The sequence below is a fragment of the Kibdelosporangium philippinense genome (genome assembly GCF_021390435.2).
In the GTDB taxonomy this organism is placed as follows: domain Bacteria; phylum Actinomycetota; class Actinomycetes; order Mycobacteriales; family Pseudonocardiaceae; genus Kibdelosporangium; species Kibdelosporangium philippinense.
In genome coordinates this window covers 1656397-1671943 of sequence record NZ_JAJVCN010000001.1, presented here as the reverse complement: position 1 = coordinate 1671943, position 15547 = coordinate 1656397, and the positions used below count along the sequence as shown (strand labels likewise).

Here is a 15547-nt window from a genome sequence, read left to right as displayed (position 1 = left end):
GCATGACGGAGTGCTGCCCACATGTTCGATTTCCTTGACGTGCCCGCACATGGCGCGTACGACTTAGTTTCCTTGATCGCTGCCGGGACCGGAACGGCCGCGGCGATCGTGTTGTTCACCGTGGCCGTCCGCGTGATGCTGCATCCCCTTGCCCGCTCGGCGATGCGTGGCGAGAAGGCCCGCGCCGCGCTCGCCCCGCAAGCCGCGAAACTGCGTGAGAAGCACAAGAAGGATCCCGAGCGGATGCAACGGGAGATGATGGTGCTGTACCAGGACAACGGCGTCTCGATGTTCGCCGGATGCCTGCCGATGCTGCTGCAGATACCGGTGTTCATGGTGCTGTACCGGCTTTTCACGGCCGGTTCGTTCGACGGAACACCGAACAACCTGCTGTCCCAAGTGCTGTTCGGGGCGCCGCTTGGCAGCCACTTCTTCAGTTCCGGCTCGGTCGTGTTCATCGGCTTGTTCGTGGCGTTGCTTGTCGTCGGTTACTTCGCCGCACGCGCGATGCTCGCGGAAACCCCCAAGTTCTTGCGGCTCTTGCCGTTCGGCACGTCCTTCGCCGTCGCGGTCGTCCCGCTGGCCGCCGGGTTGTACCTGCTCACCACGACGACGTGGACAGTGATCGAACGGGCTTACCTGAGACGGTAAGCCTCAAGGCGTTCCATGAGTTCCAGCGGCCGGGCCAGCGCGACGAGGTGCCCGCCGGGCATCTCGTCCGGCTGGAAACCCAGGCGCTGCTTGACAATCCGGCGCTGGAACTCGGCTGGGAAGAAGCGGTCGTCCCGCGCGAGCAAGAACTTGGTCGGTACGTCCGGCCAGTCGGTGAGCGGCCACGGCTTGCCGAGCGGCGTACCGGACTGGACGATCTCGCCTTCGGCCATCATTTCGGTGGCCACATCCAACGGAATGTCGTGCAGGAAGGAGAAAACCGGGTCGAAGGGACCGTCTGCAGCATGACCAAGAGCTTGCTTGACGGCGGCTTCCGCCTCGCCCTGGCCGGTCGCGCTCCACCACTCCCCGGCCGATTCACCGGGTTTCGGGGTCATCGCGGCCAGCAGGACAAGCAGATCCACCTTGAGCCGCGCACAGACCAAAGGCGCGCTGAAGCCACCTAGGGACTGGGCAACCATGATCAGGTCCGTGCGGTCGCCGATCGCCTGCACGATGACGTCGGCGTATTCGTCGAAACCGGCGCTGTCGTCACCGGCGGGCAGCTCGACCGCGACAACGTCATGCCCGCGAGCACGCAGCTCCGGCTCGACAAATCGCCAGTACGACGCATGCCCGCCCGCACCAGGAATCAAGACGTACGTGGCCATCAGCTGTGCCCCCAATTTCGTGCCCGGCGACCTCTTGGTGAAGTCAAGCACAACCCGCCCGATCTGCTGCCCCGAAGTGATCCACGCCCGAGCGACGGCCTCCGTACGGTGGCCGCATGCTGCGGTCCCCACAAGCACGTGATTGCCAAGTTCTGCACGATCATCGGCCGCAGCCTGACCGACGTGGTGTCCTACGAGGACCGTGTCGCGGTGCGCTACCTGCGGTCGCGTACTGACCTGGTCGACGGGCCGATCGGACGTCGGGCTGTCCGGTGGAGGGTGCCGTGCGGCGTTGTTGCGGGCGCCTATCCCGTTGCTCGTGCAGTACCTGCTCGACGACGACCTGTTCCCGCTCAGCGGGATGCGCGCCGCCGATGCGCAGCTGGCCGGGATCTACGACCCGGTCAGCGGGATACACCGGGCAGTTCTACCCTGGACAGCACAGGTTCGATCCGGAAATGCAGCGGGCCGCCGTGTCCTGGCTGCGGAAATGGCTATTCTGATCACGTGCGCGTCACTATCGCTGAAGTAGCCCGCCGGGCACGAGTGAGCAAGGCGACCGTCTCGCGGGTGCTCAACAACAAGGGCGATGTCGACGCCGCGACCGCGATCCGGGTCAGGGAAGTGATCGCCGCGACCGGCTACACGCCCAGCGCCCGCGCGGTCGGCCTGGCCAAGGGCCGTACCCAGACTGTCGGCATGCTCGTCCCCGGCTTGACCTGGCCGTGGATGGGCGACGTGCTGCAAGGCGTGGCCGACGTGCTGGAAGCAAAGGGCTACGGGCTGCTGCTGAACACGGTGAACCGTGGCGCGGAATCCCTGACCCAGTTCAGGAAACACGTGTCGGCGAACGCGTTCGACGGGCTGCTGCTGGTCGAACCACCCGACACCCTGAGCTATCTGAGCAGCCTGCACGAGTCCGGCTTCCCGATGGTGATGATCGACGACCGCGGCCACCACCCGGAATTCCCCTCAGTGGCGACGAGCAACTGGGAAGGCGCGGCCTCCGCGGCCCAGCATCTGCTGAACGCCGGCCGAAAGCACCTCGCCGTCGTCACCGGCCCCGGTCAGTTCGGCTGCACACGGGACCGAACCGACGGCTTCCAGGCCACAGTGGACAAATCCGGTATCCCGGTTGACCCACGTCTGCTCGTCGAAGGCGACTTCACCCGTGACGGCGGCCGAGACGCGTTCCAGTCCATTCTGGACTCGGGTGCGACGGTCGACGGTGTGTTCGCACAGAACGACTTGATGGCCGTCGGCGTACTGGACGCCTTGCGCGCAGCCGGCCGTTCCGTGCCGGATGACGTTGCCGTGATCGGCTTCGACGACATCCCGGTCGCCGCGCACACCCAACCGGCCCTCACCACCGTCCGGCAGCCTTCGCGCGAGATGGGCGAGGCAGCGGCGCTGATGCTGCTCTCGCGGCTGGCAGGCGAAGCACTGCCGGAGGAGCCACAGATCATTCCGACATCGCTGGTCGTCCGGGAATCCGCGTAGCCCGCCTCAGCCGCACCCAGTTGATCCGGCGCGCCGCATGCCCGCGTGAATCCAGCTCGCACTGGACATCGTCGATGGCCGCGGACAGCGCAGCGGCTTCGCGCAGATTCTTGGCGCTCCGGTTAGGCCGATTGGTCCGGTCATGGGACGTGCTGAGCCACGAGCCACGAAAGCCTTGCAGCTACAGCGTTTCCCCGCCCACCCCCTTGACTGGCGGATTTCCGCGTTGTTAACTCCACACATCCCCGTAACCGGTTCCGGAGCCATACCGGGAGAGCGCTCTCTGTATCGATCAACCCTGCACACGCTGCATAAACCTCCCGACGACGAGAGGCAGGCAGATGAAGTCGTCCCGGCCTGGTCGCTTATCCGCTCTCGCGGCAGCGACGGTCACCTTGCTCAGCACGTTCACCCTGATCATCACCGCCAACCAAGCCTCGGCCGCGTGCGGCACGGCCAACGCCGCACTCAACCGTCCTGCCACCGCCTCCTCGACCGAAAACGCTGGTACGCCAGCGAGTGCGGCCGTTGACGGCAATACAGGCACCCGTTGGTCCAGCGCTTTCTCCGACCCGCAATGGATTCAGGTCGACCTTGGTTCGGCGCTCGCCGTGTGCCGGGTTGGGTTGAGTTGGGAGGCCGCTTATTCCAGCGCGTACCAGGTTCAGCTCTCCACCAACGGCACGACTTGGAACAACGCCTATTCCACGACGGCGAGCACTGGCGGAAATCAGTCAATCGATGTCGTCGGGACCGCCCGCTATGTCAGGATCAACGGGACCGCCCGAGCAACCGCATGGGGCCACTCGCTGTGGGAGCTGAGCGTCAACGTCGACGACGGTTCAACCGATCCTACTGTCCCGCCAACGGATCCGCGGAACCCCAACTTCGGGCCGAACACGTTCATCTACAGCCCGTCCACTCCGCAGAGCGAGATTCAGAACCGGCTCAACGCCATCGCGACGCAGATGCACACCAACCAGTTCGGGCCGCAGCGGTACGCCGTTCTGTTCAAACCTGGCACCTACAACGCCGATGTCAATCTGCGGTTCTACACCCAGGTCGCCGGGCTTGGGCTACTGCCGGACCAGGTCAACCTCAACGGGCATGTCCGGGTCGAGGCCGACTGGCTGCAGCAGGGCGAGGACCCGAACTACAAGGGCAACGCGACGCAGAACTTCTGGCGTGCCGCCGAAAACATGTCGGTTACGCTGCCCGCCGGTCAGATCGAGCGGTGGGCTGTCGCGCAGGCCGCCCCTTACCGGCGGATGCACCTGCGCGGCCAGGTCCAGCTGTGGGATGGCTACATGGGCTGGGCCAGCGGCGGCCTGTTCGCTGACTCACGGATCGACGGGCTGGTGGAATCCGGCTCGCAGCAACAGTTCCTGACCCGCAACTCGGATCTCAATGGCGGCTGGTCCGGGTCGGTGTGGAACATGGTGTTCGTGGGCGCGAACGGGTCGCCGCCCCAGAACTTCCCGAACCCGTCGCACACCGTCGTCGCGAACACGCCGGTGATCCGGGAGAAGCCGTTCCTCTACTTCGACGCCGCTGGCAACTACAACGTGTTCGTTCCCGCGTTACGCCAGAACGCCCGCGGCACCTCGTGGGCTAGCGGAAACCCGGCGGGTCAGTCGACTTCGCTGAGCCAGTTCTACGTCGTGCAGCCCAGTTCACCGGTCGCCACGATCAATGCCGCGCTGGCACAAGGAAAGCACCTGTTGTTCACGCCTGGCGTGTACAACCTCAACGACACGATCCGGGTGACGCGGCCCAACACCGTCATCCTCGGCCTCGGCCTGGCTACTTTGACGCCACGGACCGGTTTGCCCGCGATCACCGTGGCCGATGTGGACGGTGTGAAGGTCGCCGGTCTGCTGATTGACGCCGGTCCGACGAATTCACCGGTGCTGATGGAGGTTGGCCCGGCCGGATCGACCGCCAATCACAGCGCCAATCCGACCTCGTTGCACGACGTGTTCTTCCGTATCGGCGGCCCTGGCGTGGGCAAGGCGTCGACGAGCCTGCGGATCAACAGTCACAACGTGATCGGCGACCATCTCTGGTTGTGGCGCGGTGATCACGGCGACGGCATCGGGTGGGACCAGAACACCGCCGCGAACGGTTTGGTCGTCAACGGCAACAACGTCACGATGTACGGCCTTTTCGTCGAGCATTATCAGCAGTACCAGGTGATCTGGAACGGCAATGGCGGGCGGACGTACTTCTTCCAGAACGAGATGCCTTACGACCCGCCCAATCAGGCGCAATGGGGATCACCCGGTGGTGGAACACAAGGATGGGCCGCGTACAAGGTCGCCAATTCGGTGACAACGCACGAGGCTTGGGGCGTCGGCAGTTACTGCTACTTCAACGTCAATCCGGGTGTGGTGGCGAGCCGGTCGTTCGAAGTGCCGAACACGCCAGGCGTGCGATTCCATGGCCTGGTATCGGTTTCCCTCGGCGGCGTCGGCACGATCAACCGGGTCGTCAATGACACCGGCGCCGTGGCCAACCTCGCGAACCAAGTCAGCTACGTGCCGAATTATCCGTGATCCCGGCCGCGATCGAGGTCGCGAGCCAATCCAGTGCGGCCTCGGTCTTGGCATCGTCCCGATCAATCAGCCACGCGAGGACAACGCCGTCCACAGTGGAAAGCAGGACCCGGCCGATCACCTCGGCCGGGTCCCGCAATGTCGTATTGTTGCGCTCGGCCACGTCGAGCAGGAAACGTTCGGCGAGGCCACAAATCCGGTCCTCGTACGCACGGACGATCATGGTCGCCGAAGGTCGGCGTAATGCGTACTGAACCAGATCGAACACTGCCTTGTATCGCGCCGGATCCGCTCGGTACGGCGCCCAAAGCCCGTGCAACGCCGCCTTGATCGACGGCTCGACTCCGCCTTGCACCCGCAGGGCGACCGCCGCGGATTCGGCCATTTCGCCGAACAGCAACGCCGTCACAGCATCGAGCAGGTCTTCGATCGAACGGAAGCAGTAGTGCACGACGGCAGGCGGAAGTTTGGCCTCGCCTGCGATCCGGCGGGTGCTCGCGGCAGCCACGCCCTCCGTAGCGACCACCCGCAAGGCAGCACTGAGCAACTGCCGGCGACGTTGTTCTGCAGGGACACGCGCCACCACAAGAGCATAACCTGCGGGAACAGCAGTTCACGGCCAATCGGCGACGATCAGTCGAATTCGCGACTTTCGGCTCTGCACAAGGGTGAGCGGCCCTGCATAGCGTGCGGGCACATGTGGAGACGTGCGCTCGTAACCGCGGGTGTCGTCGTGATCCCTTTCCTGGTGGCGTTACCGGCTCCGGCGAATGCCGAAGCCGCGACCGTCGTCCCGGTCCGGATCACCGGCGACCCGGCCAAACGCTTCAACATCGTGATTGTCGGCGACGGATACACCGCAGCGGAGATGCCGAAGTTCCGGGAACACGTGGACCGGCATGTGAACGTGTTGCTCACCCTTGAGCCATTCAAGACATACCGTAGTTATCTCAACGTCTATTCGGTCGAAGTGCCATCAGCCGAGTCCGGCGTGAGCTGCGACCCGGACCTGACTTCGCCGCGCCGCAACACGCCGCTGGGCATGGGTTTCTGGGGCGGCTGCAATGCAGCGAGCGTGCAGCGGCTGTTAACTGTGAACAACGCGGCATTGACTCAGTACGCCAATCTCGTGACCGGTACGAACTCGGGAAACCGTCAGCTGCTGGCGATTGGTAACAGCAATACTTATGGCGGTGCTGGCGGTGTGTACGCCACAGCCTCTGGTGGGAACGCGCTCTCCGCGTTGATCACGCCGCACGAGCTCGGTCACTCTCTGGGCGACCTTGATGACGAATACGACTACTACTCCCGTGGCGTGCGCGGTGATCGGTACACCGGCGCCGAACCGCCGTCGATTCACCATTCTTTGCTGACACCCCAACAGATGCGCGCGCAGCGCACGAAATGGTGGCGGTGGCTCGGCGAACCGAGTGAATCCGGTGGCACGATCGACCGGTACGAAGGCGGCCTGTACAGCGGAACCGGTGTCTGGCGGCCAAGCAAGCACTCGATGATGAAGTCGCTCGGGTACTACTTCGACCAGATCAGCCGCGAGCGGATGACCCAGCGAATCTCCGGCAAGACATCGATTCTGCAGGGTGGAACACCGAACACGGCGCCCATCGGTGCCGATCGCGCGGTCTTCGTGGAAACCCTGCACCCGGTCGGGCACCCATTGAATGTGACCTGGCGCCTGGACAATCGCGACTTGCCGACCAACGGCGCCCGCAGTGTCGATCTGCGGCAGGTCCGGATGAGCCCCGGAAAGCACACACTGACGGCGACAGTGGTCGATCCGACGCCGTTCGTGCGTGATCCGGCCATTCGCACCGCGCTGACCAAGACTCGCACATGGACAGTGGACACAACGATCAAGACACCGCCGGACACCACTCCCCTGGTGTTCACCTCGTCGACGCCGACCGATCGGCCGGTGAGCAATGAGGACGTCGTGTACGTCGAGACGTCAAAGCCCGCGGAAGTCTCATGGGCTGTTGACGGCCGCAGGGTGCCGACGCCGGGCAACGACCGTGACTTCGAGCTGAAGCGGTTGCCGCTCAAGGGATCCCACACGCTCACGGCATCGATTCCCGGCAAGACGTTGACCTGGAAGGTGGACGCCACCGACCCGGCCGCCAAGTTCGAACTGTCCAAACCGGTCAGCACGGTCAACCGGCCCGGCCAGCCGCCGGAGTACGTCTTCGACGGTCCATTCACGATGAAGCTGACGTCCACAGACGACACACCTGGCGCCGGGATCATGGAATTCCGTGTCAACGGCGACGGATGGTACAACTACTTCGGCTGGCCGACGGACGCCAACGCGCCCTTCCTGTTCACCGCGGAGGGCACGAACATCGACAACCTGGTGTACGGCAAGCTCGGCACACCTCGACTGTCCCCATGGGACGATGTCCCACCGGGATACGGCAGGCACACGATCGAATACCGCGCCGTCGACCCAGCAGGAAACATCGGCGAGGCAGGCAAGTTCATCGTCACACTAAACCGTCCATAGTAGAACCAAACGCCGTGTCCACCATTGCGACACACCGTGTCCACCATTCCGGCACACTGAAATGACCATTCCGGCACAGCGAGATACACGCTGACGAGCGGACGGGGAATTTCACAGTGTCGGAACGGTGGACACGATGTTCCGGAACGGTGGACACGGTGTGCTGGAACGGTGGACACGGCTTTTCTGAATACCTGGTGGTGGAGTGTGCCCTCGACTGCCCCATTGCAAAGCCGAGGACACACCCCGGCGAGCGCTAGTTGGTCACTCGCACGTAATCCACCGTGAGGGTGTTCGGGAAAGGCGTGCTGCTGTTGGGATCGCCTGGCCAGTAGCCGCCGACGGCGAGGTTCAGGATGACGAAGTGCGGCTTGTTGAAGACCCAACGCCGTCCACCGAGGTCAGCAGGGGTGCGACGCTGGAACTCGCGCCCGTCGACCTTCCACACCAGCAGGTTTGGCGACCATTCCAGCCGGAACGTGTGGAAACCGTCAGCGAAACGCGGGCCGTTGAAAGCCGCGCCGATCCCGCCTGCGCCCGAGTATCCGGGGCCGTGGATCGTGCCGTGAACGGTGTTCGGTTCGCGGCCGATGTTCTCCATGATGTCGATCTCGCCGCAGGCTGGCCAGCCGACCTGGCCGATGTCGTTGCCAAGCAACCAGAACGCCGGCCACATCCCTTGGCCGTGTGACATCTTGATCCGTGCTTCGAAGGTGCCGTACGTCTGGCTGAACTTGCCGGACGTGTTGAGCCGGGCCGAAGTGTGCGTGCACCGGCCGTACCAGCAGTTGTAGTTGCCCGGGTTCTCTCTGCGGGCGGTGATCACCAGTTGGCCCTGGCCGTTCATGGCCGCGTTGGCCGTGCGGTTGGTGTAGTACTGCCGCTCGTGGTTGTTGACGTTGTCGCCGACTTCCATGTTCCACTTGCGAGTGTCGACAGCGGTTCCCGCCGCACCATTGAACTCGTCGGCGAACGTCGTCGCCGCGATGCCGACGTCGGCACCGGCCGATTGGACAAGTGTCATCGGCCCGCACACGACGGCCATCGCGGCAATGACCACAACGCGTGATATTCGGGAGAAGGGTTTGGACATCGTTGTCACCTCTCTTCTGGACTTCCCGGCGGCGCACTGGCACGCGAAAAACCCCGATGACACAACGAAAGCGCAGGGATCGCGTCCAGGACACGATTTGTTGTGGCAGCCAACAAAGTATGGCGGTCCAGACCACTCAGGGCAAGGGGAGCGCTCTCACAAGTTGTCCGTCGTTGAGATCAACTCGACAAAGACCCGCGCTGCCGGGCTCAGCGGGCCTCCTGCCCGCCACGCCCATGCCAGTCGTCCACGCAGCTCAGCGCCGGTCACGGCGATCGCGTGCAAGTCAGACCGATTCCGTACCAGCGACTGCGGCAAGATCGCGACCCCGAGCCCATTCGCGGCAAGATCGGCCAAACGGACGGCATCCCCGCCTCGAACGCCACCCGAGGCCGGAAACCCGCTGCGGTACAGGCGTTTTCCAGAATCGCGCGGATGCCTGTCCCGCCGGGAAGACAGATCAGCGGCCGGTCACGCAGGTCCGTGATCGGCATCCGCTTGACCTTCACGAGTGGATCGTCACGGCCGACCGCGGCTACAAGGCGCTCGTCGGAAAGCATGTGCAGGTCCAGACCAGGCAGATCCGCCGCGAGCCCGACGATCGCCACGTCAAGACGCCCGGCGTGAAGATCATCGACGAGCGTGCCGGAATTGGTCTCGACCAGCGAGATCTCCACGGCCGGGAAGTCGTCGTGGAACCGCGCCAGCAAAGCCGGAATGTCGACGGGATGTGACGTGACCATGCCGATCGCCAGATGCCCGCGCACCAGCCCCGCCAGCTCGTCGACGGCCAGTTTCGCCCCATCCACAGCCTGCAACGCCGCCCTGGCGTGCGGCAAAACCGCGGCGCCCATCTCAGTCAGCCGGACAGTACGGCCGGACCGGTCGAGCAGCTGATGGCCGAATTCCTTTTCCAGCTGGCGAATCTGCGCGCTGATCCCGGGCTGCGCCACGTGCATCCGCTCCGCCGCCCTGGTGAAATTCGCTTCCTCGACCACCGCGACGAAGTACGCCAGCTGCCTGAGCTCCATAACCAACGATTCTAGCTTCTAGACGATCTAGCTCTTGGACTTCTAGCTGATCCGGGCGCACGCTGAAGTCATGAAGAAGGCAATGAACCCAGAAGACCTGGCCAGGCTGTTCGTCGAGTACGCAAACGCAGGCGACGCCGACAGCATGGCCGAGCTGTACGCCGAAGACGCCGTCCTCGACTTCCCCGCAGGCAACCCAACGGTCGGTCGTGACGCGATCCGTGCGGTGCTCAAGCAATTGGTCGCCGCACGCCCGCAGTTCACAGTGGAGCAACCGCTGCCGACGCTGATCAGCGGCGACATCGCGCTGACCGCGACCGTGCCAGCGGACGGCACCGGTGGACGCACCCAGGTCGCGCGTCGGCAACCCGACGGGACCTGGCTGCGTATCCTCGACCGGCCGGAACGGGCTACGAAGTGAAGAACTTCTGAAGCGCCGCAGCGGTTTCCTGCGGCGCTTCCTCCGGGAGGTAATGGTTGCTTGGCAACGCCATGCCCTCAACCCGATCGGCGTACGAGCGCCAGACCGCAAGCACGTCGTAGGTCTGTCCGACAAAGCTGTGCTCGCCCCACAAAGCGAGCAATGGCATGGATACCGTGCCGCCGGAGGCGTCGTGCTCGAGGTCGATCGTTGCCGCGGCGCGATAATCGGCACATGACGCGCTGATCGCCGCGGGATCGGAGAAACATCGCACGTACTCGTCGATCGCCGCCGGTTCGAACGGCGTGCCGCCGCCGTGCCTGCTGGTCATCCGCGCCTTGATCCAGAACTCAGGGTCCTGCCCAATCAGACGCTCGGGAATCCCGTTGCCCGCGGCCAAAAAGAACCAGTGGAAATAGCCGAGGCCGAACTGCTTGTCCGCGTGCTCGAACGTGTACCTGGTCGGTACGATGTCCAGCACTGCCAAGGCTTTCACGGCTTCGGGGTGATCGAGCGCCAGCCGGTGCCCGACTCGGCCACCCCGGTCGTGCCCGGCGACATGAAACTCCGAGAAACCCAACTGCCGCATCACGCCAAGCTGATCATCGGCCATCGCACGCTTTGAATACTCCACATTGGATGGACTCGGCACGGGCTTCGAGCTGTCCCCGTAACCACGCAGATCCGTTGCGATCACAGTGAAGTCGTTGGCGAGAATTGGCGCCACGTGATGCCAGATGATGTGCGTCTGCGGGTATCCGTGCAGCAACAGCACTGGCGGCCCCACACCGCCTATCGCACAGTTGACACGCACATCGCCGACGTCGATCTGCTGGTAGTCAAAGGGAAGCCTCACGGCAGGATGTCCAGCAACGCGTCGACGAACTGCGCGGTGGTTGCCGTGCCGCCGAGGTCACGGGTCCGCAGGTTCGTCTTGGCAAATACTGAAGCAATCGCTTGCTCGATCTCATCCGCGGCCTCCGTGTGCCCGAGGTGCCGCAGCATCATCGCGCCGGTCCACACGGCGCCCACCGGGTTGGCCACGCCTTGCCCCGCGATGTCCGGAGCCGAGCCGTGCACAGGTTCGAACATGGACGGAAAGTCGCGTTCGGGGTTGAGGTTCGCCGCTGGCGCCATGCCGATGCTGCCCGCGACCGCCGCCGCGAGGTCGCTGAGGATGTCACCGAAAAGGTTCGACGCGACGAACACGTCAAACCGCGCTGGATCAAGAACGACCTTGGCGCACAACGCATCGATGTGTTCCTGCGTCCACGCGATGTCCGGGAAGCCGCCCGCTCGTTCGGCGACGACTTCGTCCCAGAACGGCATGGTGTGCACGATTCCGTTCGACTTCGTCGCCGAGGTGACGTGCTGACGGCGCCCTTGCGCCAGCGTGAAGGCATAGTCGACGATCCTGGTCACGCCAGCGCGCGTGAACACGGCTTCCTGAACTGCCATCTCGGACGGGAAGCCGCGGTTCATCCGGCCGCCGATCTCGCTGTACTCCCCCTCGACGTTCTCCCTGACCACCACGAAGTCGACCTCGGACGTGGCCGCGCGCACCGGGCTCGGCACGCCGTCGAACACGCGGATCGGCCGGAGGTTGACGTACTGCTGGAACTGGCGGCGGATCGGGATCAGCAGGCCCCACAGCGAGACGTGATCGGGCACAGCCGGGTCGCCGACAGCTCCGAGGAAGATCGCGTCGTGGTGGCGGATCTGGTCGAGGCCGTCGCCGGGCATCATGGCGCCCACATTGCGGTAGCGCGCGCACGACCAGTCGAAAGTGTCATAGGTGAGTTCGTAGCCGTGGCGTTTGCCCACGGTGTCGAGGATCGCGCAGGCCGCGGGCGTCACCTCCTGGCCGATGCCGTCGCCGGGGATGAGTGCGATGCGGTGCGTGGTCATCGTCCGATAGCACCACCTCCGGAGCGACACGTCCAAGTGACATTAACGTCCAGACCTATAGGCGATGCCTATAAACGCCTCGGCCGCGGGGCTCAGCCAGGCCTTACGGCTGACCAGCGCGATGTTCAGATACGCGGCCGGCTCGAGATCGAGCACGTCGGCGCCCGCCTGCCGAGCCAACGGCGCCCACGATTCTGTGACAACCGCCAGCCCAACGCCGCCGAGCACCAGCGGCAGGATCGACTCCCGATGCTCCGACTCGACGACCGCGGTCAGCTCGATCCCATCCGCCCTCATCTCGTCGACGACTCGGCGCATGCCGGTCCCGATCTGGCCGACGATCACGCGCTGGCCGTCCAAGTCGGAACGTTTGAGCACCTTCCGTCTCGAAAACGATCCGTTCGGTGCGACAACAACGAACCGCTGTGGCCGCAACAACTTCATCGTCAGTCCGACCGCGACGGGCTCCTCGCTTGTACCCAGCAAGCCAACTTCGGCGATGCCCGTACGGACCATCTCGATCACGTCCGGCGCCGTGAACGCCGATCGGACCGTCACCCGGAGTCCTGGATGATGTTCAGTGAACGCTTTGATCATCCCACTCAGCGGTTCGACGGCCTGTGACGGCATCGAGGCGATCTCGACGCAGCCGGTGGCGAGCCCGGCGACCGACGACACGCTGTCCCGTGCGACCGCCAGGCTCCTGATCACGTCCCGCGCCGGTTCAACCAACGAACGCCCAGCGTCAGTGAGGACAAGCCGGCGGCCGACGCGATGGAACAACTCCTGCCCAAGGTCCCGCTCCAACGCACGGATCGCCTGGGACAGCGACGGCTGCGTCAGGAAAAGGGCTGACGCCGCCCGGTTGACTCCACCGTGGTCGACGACCGCGAGAAAGTACTCCAACTGCCTGGCGTCCATGCTGGACGATGATTCACGCTGCACGCAGTGGCCGCCACGCGGCAACGCAGATCAGAACCATCACCCCCGCCCCAATCCAGAACGGCGCCGTCACGCCGAGCGCCTGCGCGAACAGGCCGCCGAGCAACGAACCCAGGGCCGCGCCTCCAACGTCGAGCAGCATGTAGACGCTCGTAACCCGGCCCAGCAGGCCATCGGGCACAACGCGCTGGCGCATCGTGACGACAATGACGCCCCACACCATTGTGTGCACGCCGAAGATTACGAGGGTCAGGGCGGCGACTACAGTAGCCAGTTATCGGTGATGGCCAACGTGAGGTGCGTGAGCGTCTCGACGATTAGGCCGGTTCTCAGCAAGGTTCGGTTGGGAACCTTTCTTTGCAGACGCGGTGCGATTGTCGTCCCGATCAGTCCACCGATGGCGAATGTGGTGAGGAGGAAGCCGTAACCGACTTCGCTCAACCCGAGCCGTCGTTGGGCATAAAGCACGAAGATGGCAAAGGCCGCGCAGAAGACTACGTTGGCCAGGCTCATGGTGATGGCCAGGGTTTTGAGCACGCGATGGTTCATCAGCCAGCGAATGCCCTCTTTGACGTCCGCTTGTTTCTTGGGGTGTTCGGGCGTCTTGGCGATACCGGCAATCAGGGCTGCCGCGATCAGGAAGCTCACCGCGTCGAACGCGAAAGGCAATGCCGCTGCGGTGATGAAGAGCCATGCTCCCAAAGGTTTTGCTAGGAATTGATTGCCGATGGTGAAGGTCGCCATCAGCTTTGCGTTGGCTGACGCCAGCTTTTCTTTGGGCACAATCACAGGCAGCATTGCTCCGACGGCGGTGTCGGCGAATGTCTCGCCAAGGCCGAGCAGGAAGTAAATGGTGTAGATGATGGGAATGGTGACGACTTCGGCCGCTGTGGTCGCCGCGAGCGCGGCGAGTGCCAGGCCACGCAGGACGTTGACTTGGACGACAAGCTTGCGCCGGTCGACTCGGTCCGCGTAGGCACCACCGATCAGAGCGAACAACAGCCACGGTAACTGTTGCATGAAGGCGGCACCGGCCACCCAGGCTGGGTTTTCAGTCAGTTGGGCGACCAGCAGCGGTCCAGCCGCGATCGTCACCCCGTCGCCTATGTTGGAAACAGCCGACGCGGTCCACAGCTTGGCAAAGTCGGAGGGCGCGGAAATCCGGGCTCGCACAGGAACTCCTCGGATGGGAAACGGTCATGGACAATCGACCGCTTCGTTCACGAGGTTCGGCTCAAGCCAGAAGGTCGACTCCAAGCCCCAGGTCGGCCTCAGCCCTAGATCGGCGGCCCCAGCCCTACATCGGCCTCCGGCCCCCGGAATCAAGCCTAGCGGTAACCATCGACACCGAGCCCCGCACAAAGATCAACGGAGCCAAGTTGTCCACAGCCAACGAGTTATCCCCATCGCGCGCGACCTAACCGCAGTTCACCCCCCACCCCCGATAGACTGGCGTGGCGGGGTGCCCCCCGGGAAGGGCGGGGGCCGCTTTGCGGGCGATTCGTTGGCAGAGCTGGGGTTTTAACCGCTGGGCTTGGCTTTCGGGCGGCAAAGCGGCCCTCGAACCAGCCAGGGCTTCGATCGCACAGCTGGATTCTTTGACCGCTGAGCTCGGCCTTCAGCCAGCCAAGCCGCCCTCGAACCAGCCAGGACTTCGATCGCACAGCTAGGTTCTTTGACCGCTGAGCTCGGCCTTCAGGCAACCAAGCTGCCCTCGATCCAGCTAGAACCTCGACCGCAAAGCTGGGCTTTTTGCCTCAGTGGCCTCGTGTCGAAGCGGTGATCGTTGCCATGTCGATGCGCACTTCGACTCCCCTCGCCAGCCGTCAGGACAACCGCGAGTATGCCCGCTCAGTACTCGTCGCCGCCAAAGAATTCTGATTCCAGCTCGTCCGCCGCGCCCGCGATCAGCGTCAACGGGTCGGTGAACTCGTTGATGTCCAGGTTCTCGAGTGGCAGCGAGTGCCGGATCACGATGTGGTCGCCCATGATCGCCGCGCCGCCCGACACAGTCGTGTGCCCGATGGCCGTGAGCAACGCGTGCAGATCCACGTTCCGCGCCAGGCCAAGCGGCGTTGCGATCTGGACCCATTCGTACTTCCGGTCGAGCTCCTCCCGCGCAATGATCATCACCTGGGTTCGATCGCTTTCCTCATCGAACGTGTACAGCAGGCGGATCTCCCCCGGCTGCTCGGAGATGACCTCATATTCTGTCCGCACGTACTCGGCCAGTTCGTCCCACGTTGCCACGAGGCGG

Annotated in this window: 14 protein-coding genes and 3 pseudogenes; 6 read left to right on the top strand and 11 right to left on the bottom strand. The window is 64.2% G+C overall.

From position 1 onward, the window contains the following. The first annotated feature begins 21 nt into the window (after positions 1–21). Complete coding sequence (locus LWC34_RS07665) at positions 22–651, top strand: YidC/Oxa1 family membrane protein insertase (protein ID WP_233724124.1); 630 nt, start codon at positions 22–24, stop codon at positions 649–651. Here the strand turns inward: LWC34_RS07665 and LWC34_RS07660 are convergent. After that, the gene (locus LWC34_RS07660; RefSeq protein WP_308199988.1) at positions 636–1454 is read right to left on the bottom strand and encodes an alpha/beta hydrolase; all 819 of its coding nucleotides are present in this window, start codon (positions 1452–1454) and stop codon (positions 636–638) included. The genes LWC34_RS07665 and LWC34_RS07660 overlap by 16 nt on opposite strands. A 160-nt stretch (positions 1455–1614) precedes the next feature. Between LWC34_RS07660 and LWC34_RS07655 the strand changes: the two genes are divergently transcribed. The 3 genes from LWC34_RS07655 to LWC34_RS07645 all read left to right on the top strand — a co-directional run bounded on the left by LWC34_RS07655 (position 1615) and on the right by LWC34_RS07645 (position 5377). Then, positions 1615–1854 (top strand): hypothetical protein, encoded by a 240-nt coding sequence (locus LWC34_RS07655; protein WP_233724122.1) that lies wholly within the window; start codon positions 1615–1617, stop codon positions 1852–1854. After that, entirely contained in the window at positions 1830–2822 is a 993-nt protein-coding gene (locus tag LWC34_RS07650; RefSeq protein WP_233724120.1) for a LacI family DNA-binding transcriptional regulator, read from the top strand. The genes LWC34_RS07655 and LWC34_RS07650 overlap by 25 nt, the downstream gene beginning before the upstream one ends. A 341-nt stretch (positions 2823–3163) precedes the next feature. Beyond that, complete coding sequence (locus tag LWC34_RS07645) at positions 3164–5377, top strand: discoidin domain-containing protein (RefSeq protein ID WP_233724118.1); 2214 nt, start codon at positions 3164–3166, stop codon at positions 5375–5377. Here the strand turns inward: LWC34_RS07645 and LWC34_RS07640 are convergent. Next, a complete protein-coding gene (locus tag LWC34_RS07640; RefSeq protein WP_233724116.1) occupies positions 5352–5960 on the bottom strand; it encodes a TetR/AcrR family transcriptional regulator in 609 nt (202 codons plus the stop codon). The two genes, LWC34_RS07645 and LWC34_RS07640, sit on opposite strands and share 26 nt — an antisense overlap. A gap of 114 nt (positions 5961–6074) precedes the next feature. On the opposite strand from LWC34_RS07640, the gene LWC34_RS07635 reads away from it, so the two are divergent. Continuing rightward, positions 6075–7895, top strand: coding sequence for a M64 family metallopeptidase (locus LWC34_RS07635; protein WP_233724114.1), 1821 nt, complete (start codon positions 6075–6077; stop codon positions 7893–7895). A gap of 259 nt (positions 7896–8154) precedes the next feature. Here the strand turns inward: LWC34_RS07635 and LWC34_RS07630 are convergent. From LWC34_RS07630 to LWC34_RS58730, 3 pseudogenes are all read right to left on the bottom strand, one after another. Beyond that, positions 8155–8919 (bottom strand): annotated as a pseudogene (locus tag LWC34_RS07630) (glycoside hydrolase family 16 protein); the annotation flags it as partial. A 225-nt stretch (positions 8920–9144) separates the two neighbouring features. Beyond that, a pseudogene (locus tag LWC34_RS07625) lies at positions 9145–9731 on the bottom strand (LysR substrate-binding domain-containing protein). A gap of 165 nt (positions 9732–9896) precedes the next feature. Further along, a pseudogene (locus LWC34_RS58730) lies at positions 9897–10019 on the bottom strand (LysR family transcriptional regulator); the annotation flags it as partial. A gap of 70 nt (positions 10020–10089) precedes the next feature. On the opposite strand from LWC34_RS58730, the gene LWC34_RS07620 reads away from it, so the two are divergent. After that, complete coding sequence (locus LWC34_RS07620; RefSeq protein WP_233724110.1) at positions 10090–10440, top strand: YybH family protein; 351 nt, start codon at positions 10090–10092, stop codon at positions 10438–10440. Here LWC34_RS07620 and LWC34_RS07615 read toward each other — a convergent pair. From LWC34_RS07615 to LWC34_RS07590, 6 genes are all read right to left on the bottom strand, one after another. Then, the gene (locus tag LWC34_RS07615; protein ID WP_233724108.1) at positions 10430–11296 is read right to left on the bottom strand and encodes an alpha/beta fold hydrolase; all 867 of its coding nucleotides are present in this window, start codon (positions 11294–11296) and stop codon (positions 10430–10432) included. The two genes, LWC34_RS07620 and LWC34_RS07615, sit on opposite strands and share 11 nt — an antisense overlap. Continuing rightward, positions 11293–12348: a tartrate dehydrogenase gene (locus LWC34_RS07610; protein WP_233724107.1), complete on the bottom strand. Its 1056-nt coding sequence runs from the start codon at positions 12346–12348 to the stop codon at positions 11293–11295. Before LWC34_RS07610 ends, LWC34_RS07615 begins: the two co-directional genes overlap by 4 nt. A gap of 42 nt (positions 12349–12390) precedes the next feature. Further along, positions 12391–13269, bottom strand: coding sequence for a LysR family transcriptional regulator (locus LWC34_RS07605; protein WP_233724105.1), 879 nt, complete (start codon positions 13267–13269; stop codon positions 12391–12393). A 13-nt stretch (positions 13270–13282) separates the two neighbouring features. Continuing rightward, positions 13283–13522, bottom strand: a complete 240-nt coding sequence (locus LWC34_RS07600; protein ID WP_233724104.1) for an MFS transporter — start codon at positions 13520–13522, stop codon at positions 13283–13285. A gap of 29 nt (positions 13523–13551) precedes the next feature. After that, positions 13552–14463 (bottom strand): MFS transporter, encoded by a 912-nt coding sequence (locus LWC34_RS07595; RefSeq protein WP_233724100.1) that lies wholly within the window; start codon positions 14461–14463, stop codon positions 13552–13554. A gap of 678 nt (positions 14464–15141) precedes the next feature. Then, positions 15142–15540 carry a type III secretion system chaperone family protein gene (locus LWC34_RS07590; protein ID WP_233724099.1) on the bottom strand — a complete coding sequence of 133 codons (399 nt, stop codon included), beginning with the start codon at positions 15538–15540 and terminating at the stop codon, positions 15142–15144. Positions 15541–15547: the final 7 nt, after the last annotated feature.

Coding starts and splice junctions, on each gene's coding strand:
- LWC34_RS07665 (WP_233724124.1), top strand. CDS start 22: ATGTTCGATTTCCTTGACGTGCCCGCACATGGCGCGTACGACTTAGTT.
- LWC34_RS07645 (WP_233724118.1), top strand. CDS start 3,164: ATGAAGTCGTCCCGGCCTGGTCGCTTATCCGCTCTCGCGGCAGCGACG.
- LWC34_RS07635 (WP_233724114.1), top strand. CDS start 6,075: ATGTGGAGACGTGCGCTCGTAACCGCGGGTGTCGTCGTGATCCCTTTC.
- LWC34_RS07620 (WP_233724110.1), top strand. CDS start 10,090: ATGAAGAAGGCAATGAACCCAGAAGACCTGGCCAGGCTGTTCGTCGAG.
- LWC34_RS07610 (WP_233724107.1), bottom strand. CDS start 12,348: ATGACCACGCACCGCATCGCACTCATCCCCGGCGACGGCATCGGCCAG.
- LWC34_RS07605 (WP_233724105.1), bottom strand. CDS start 13,269: ATGGACGCCAGGCAGTTGGAGTACTTTCTCGCGGTCGTCGACCACGGT.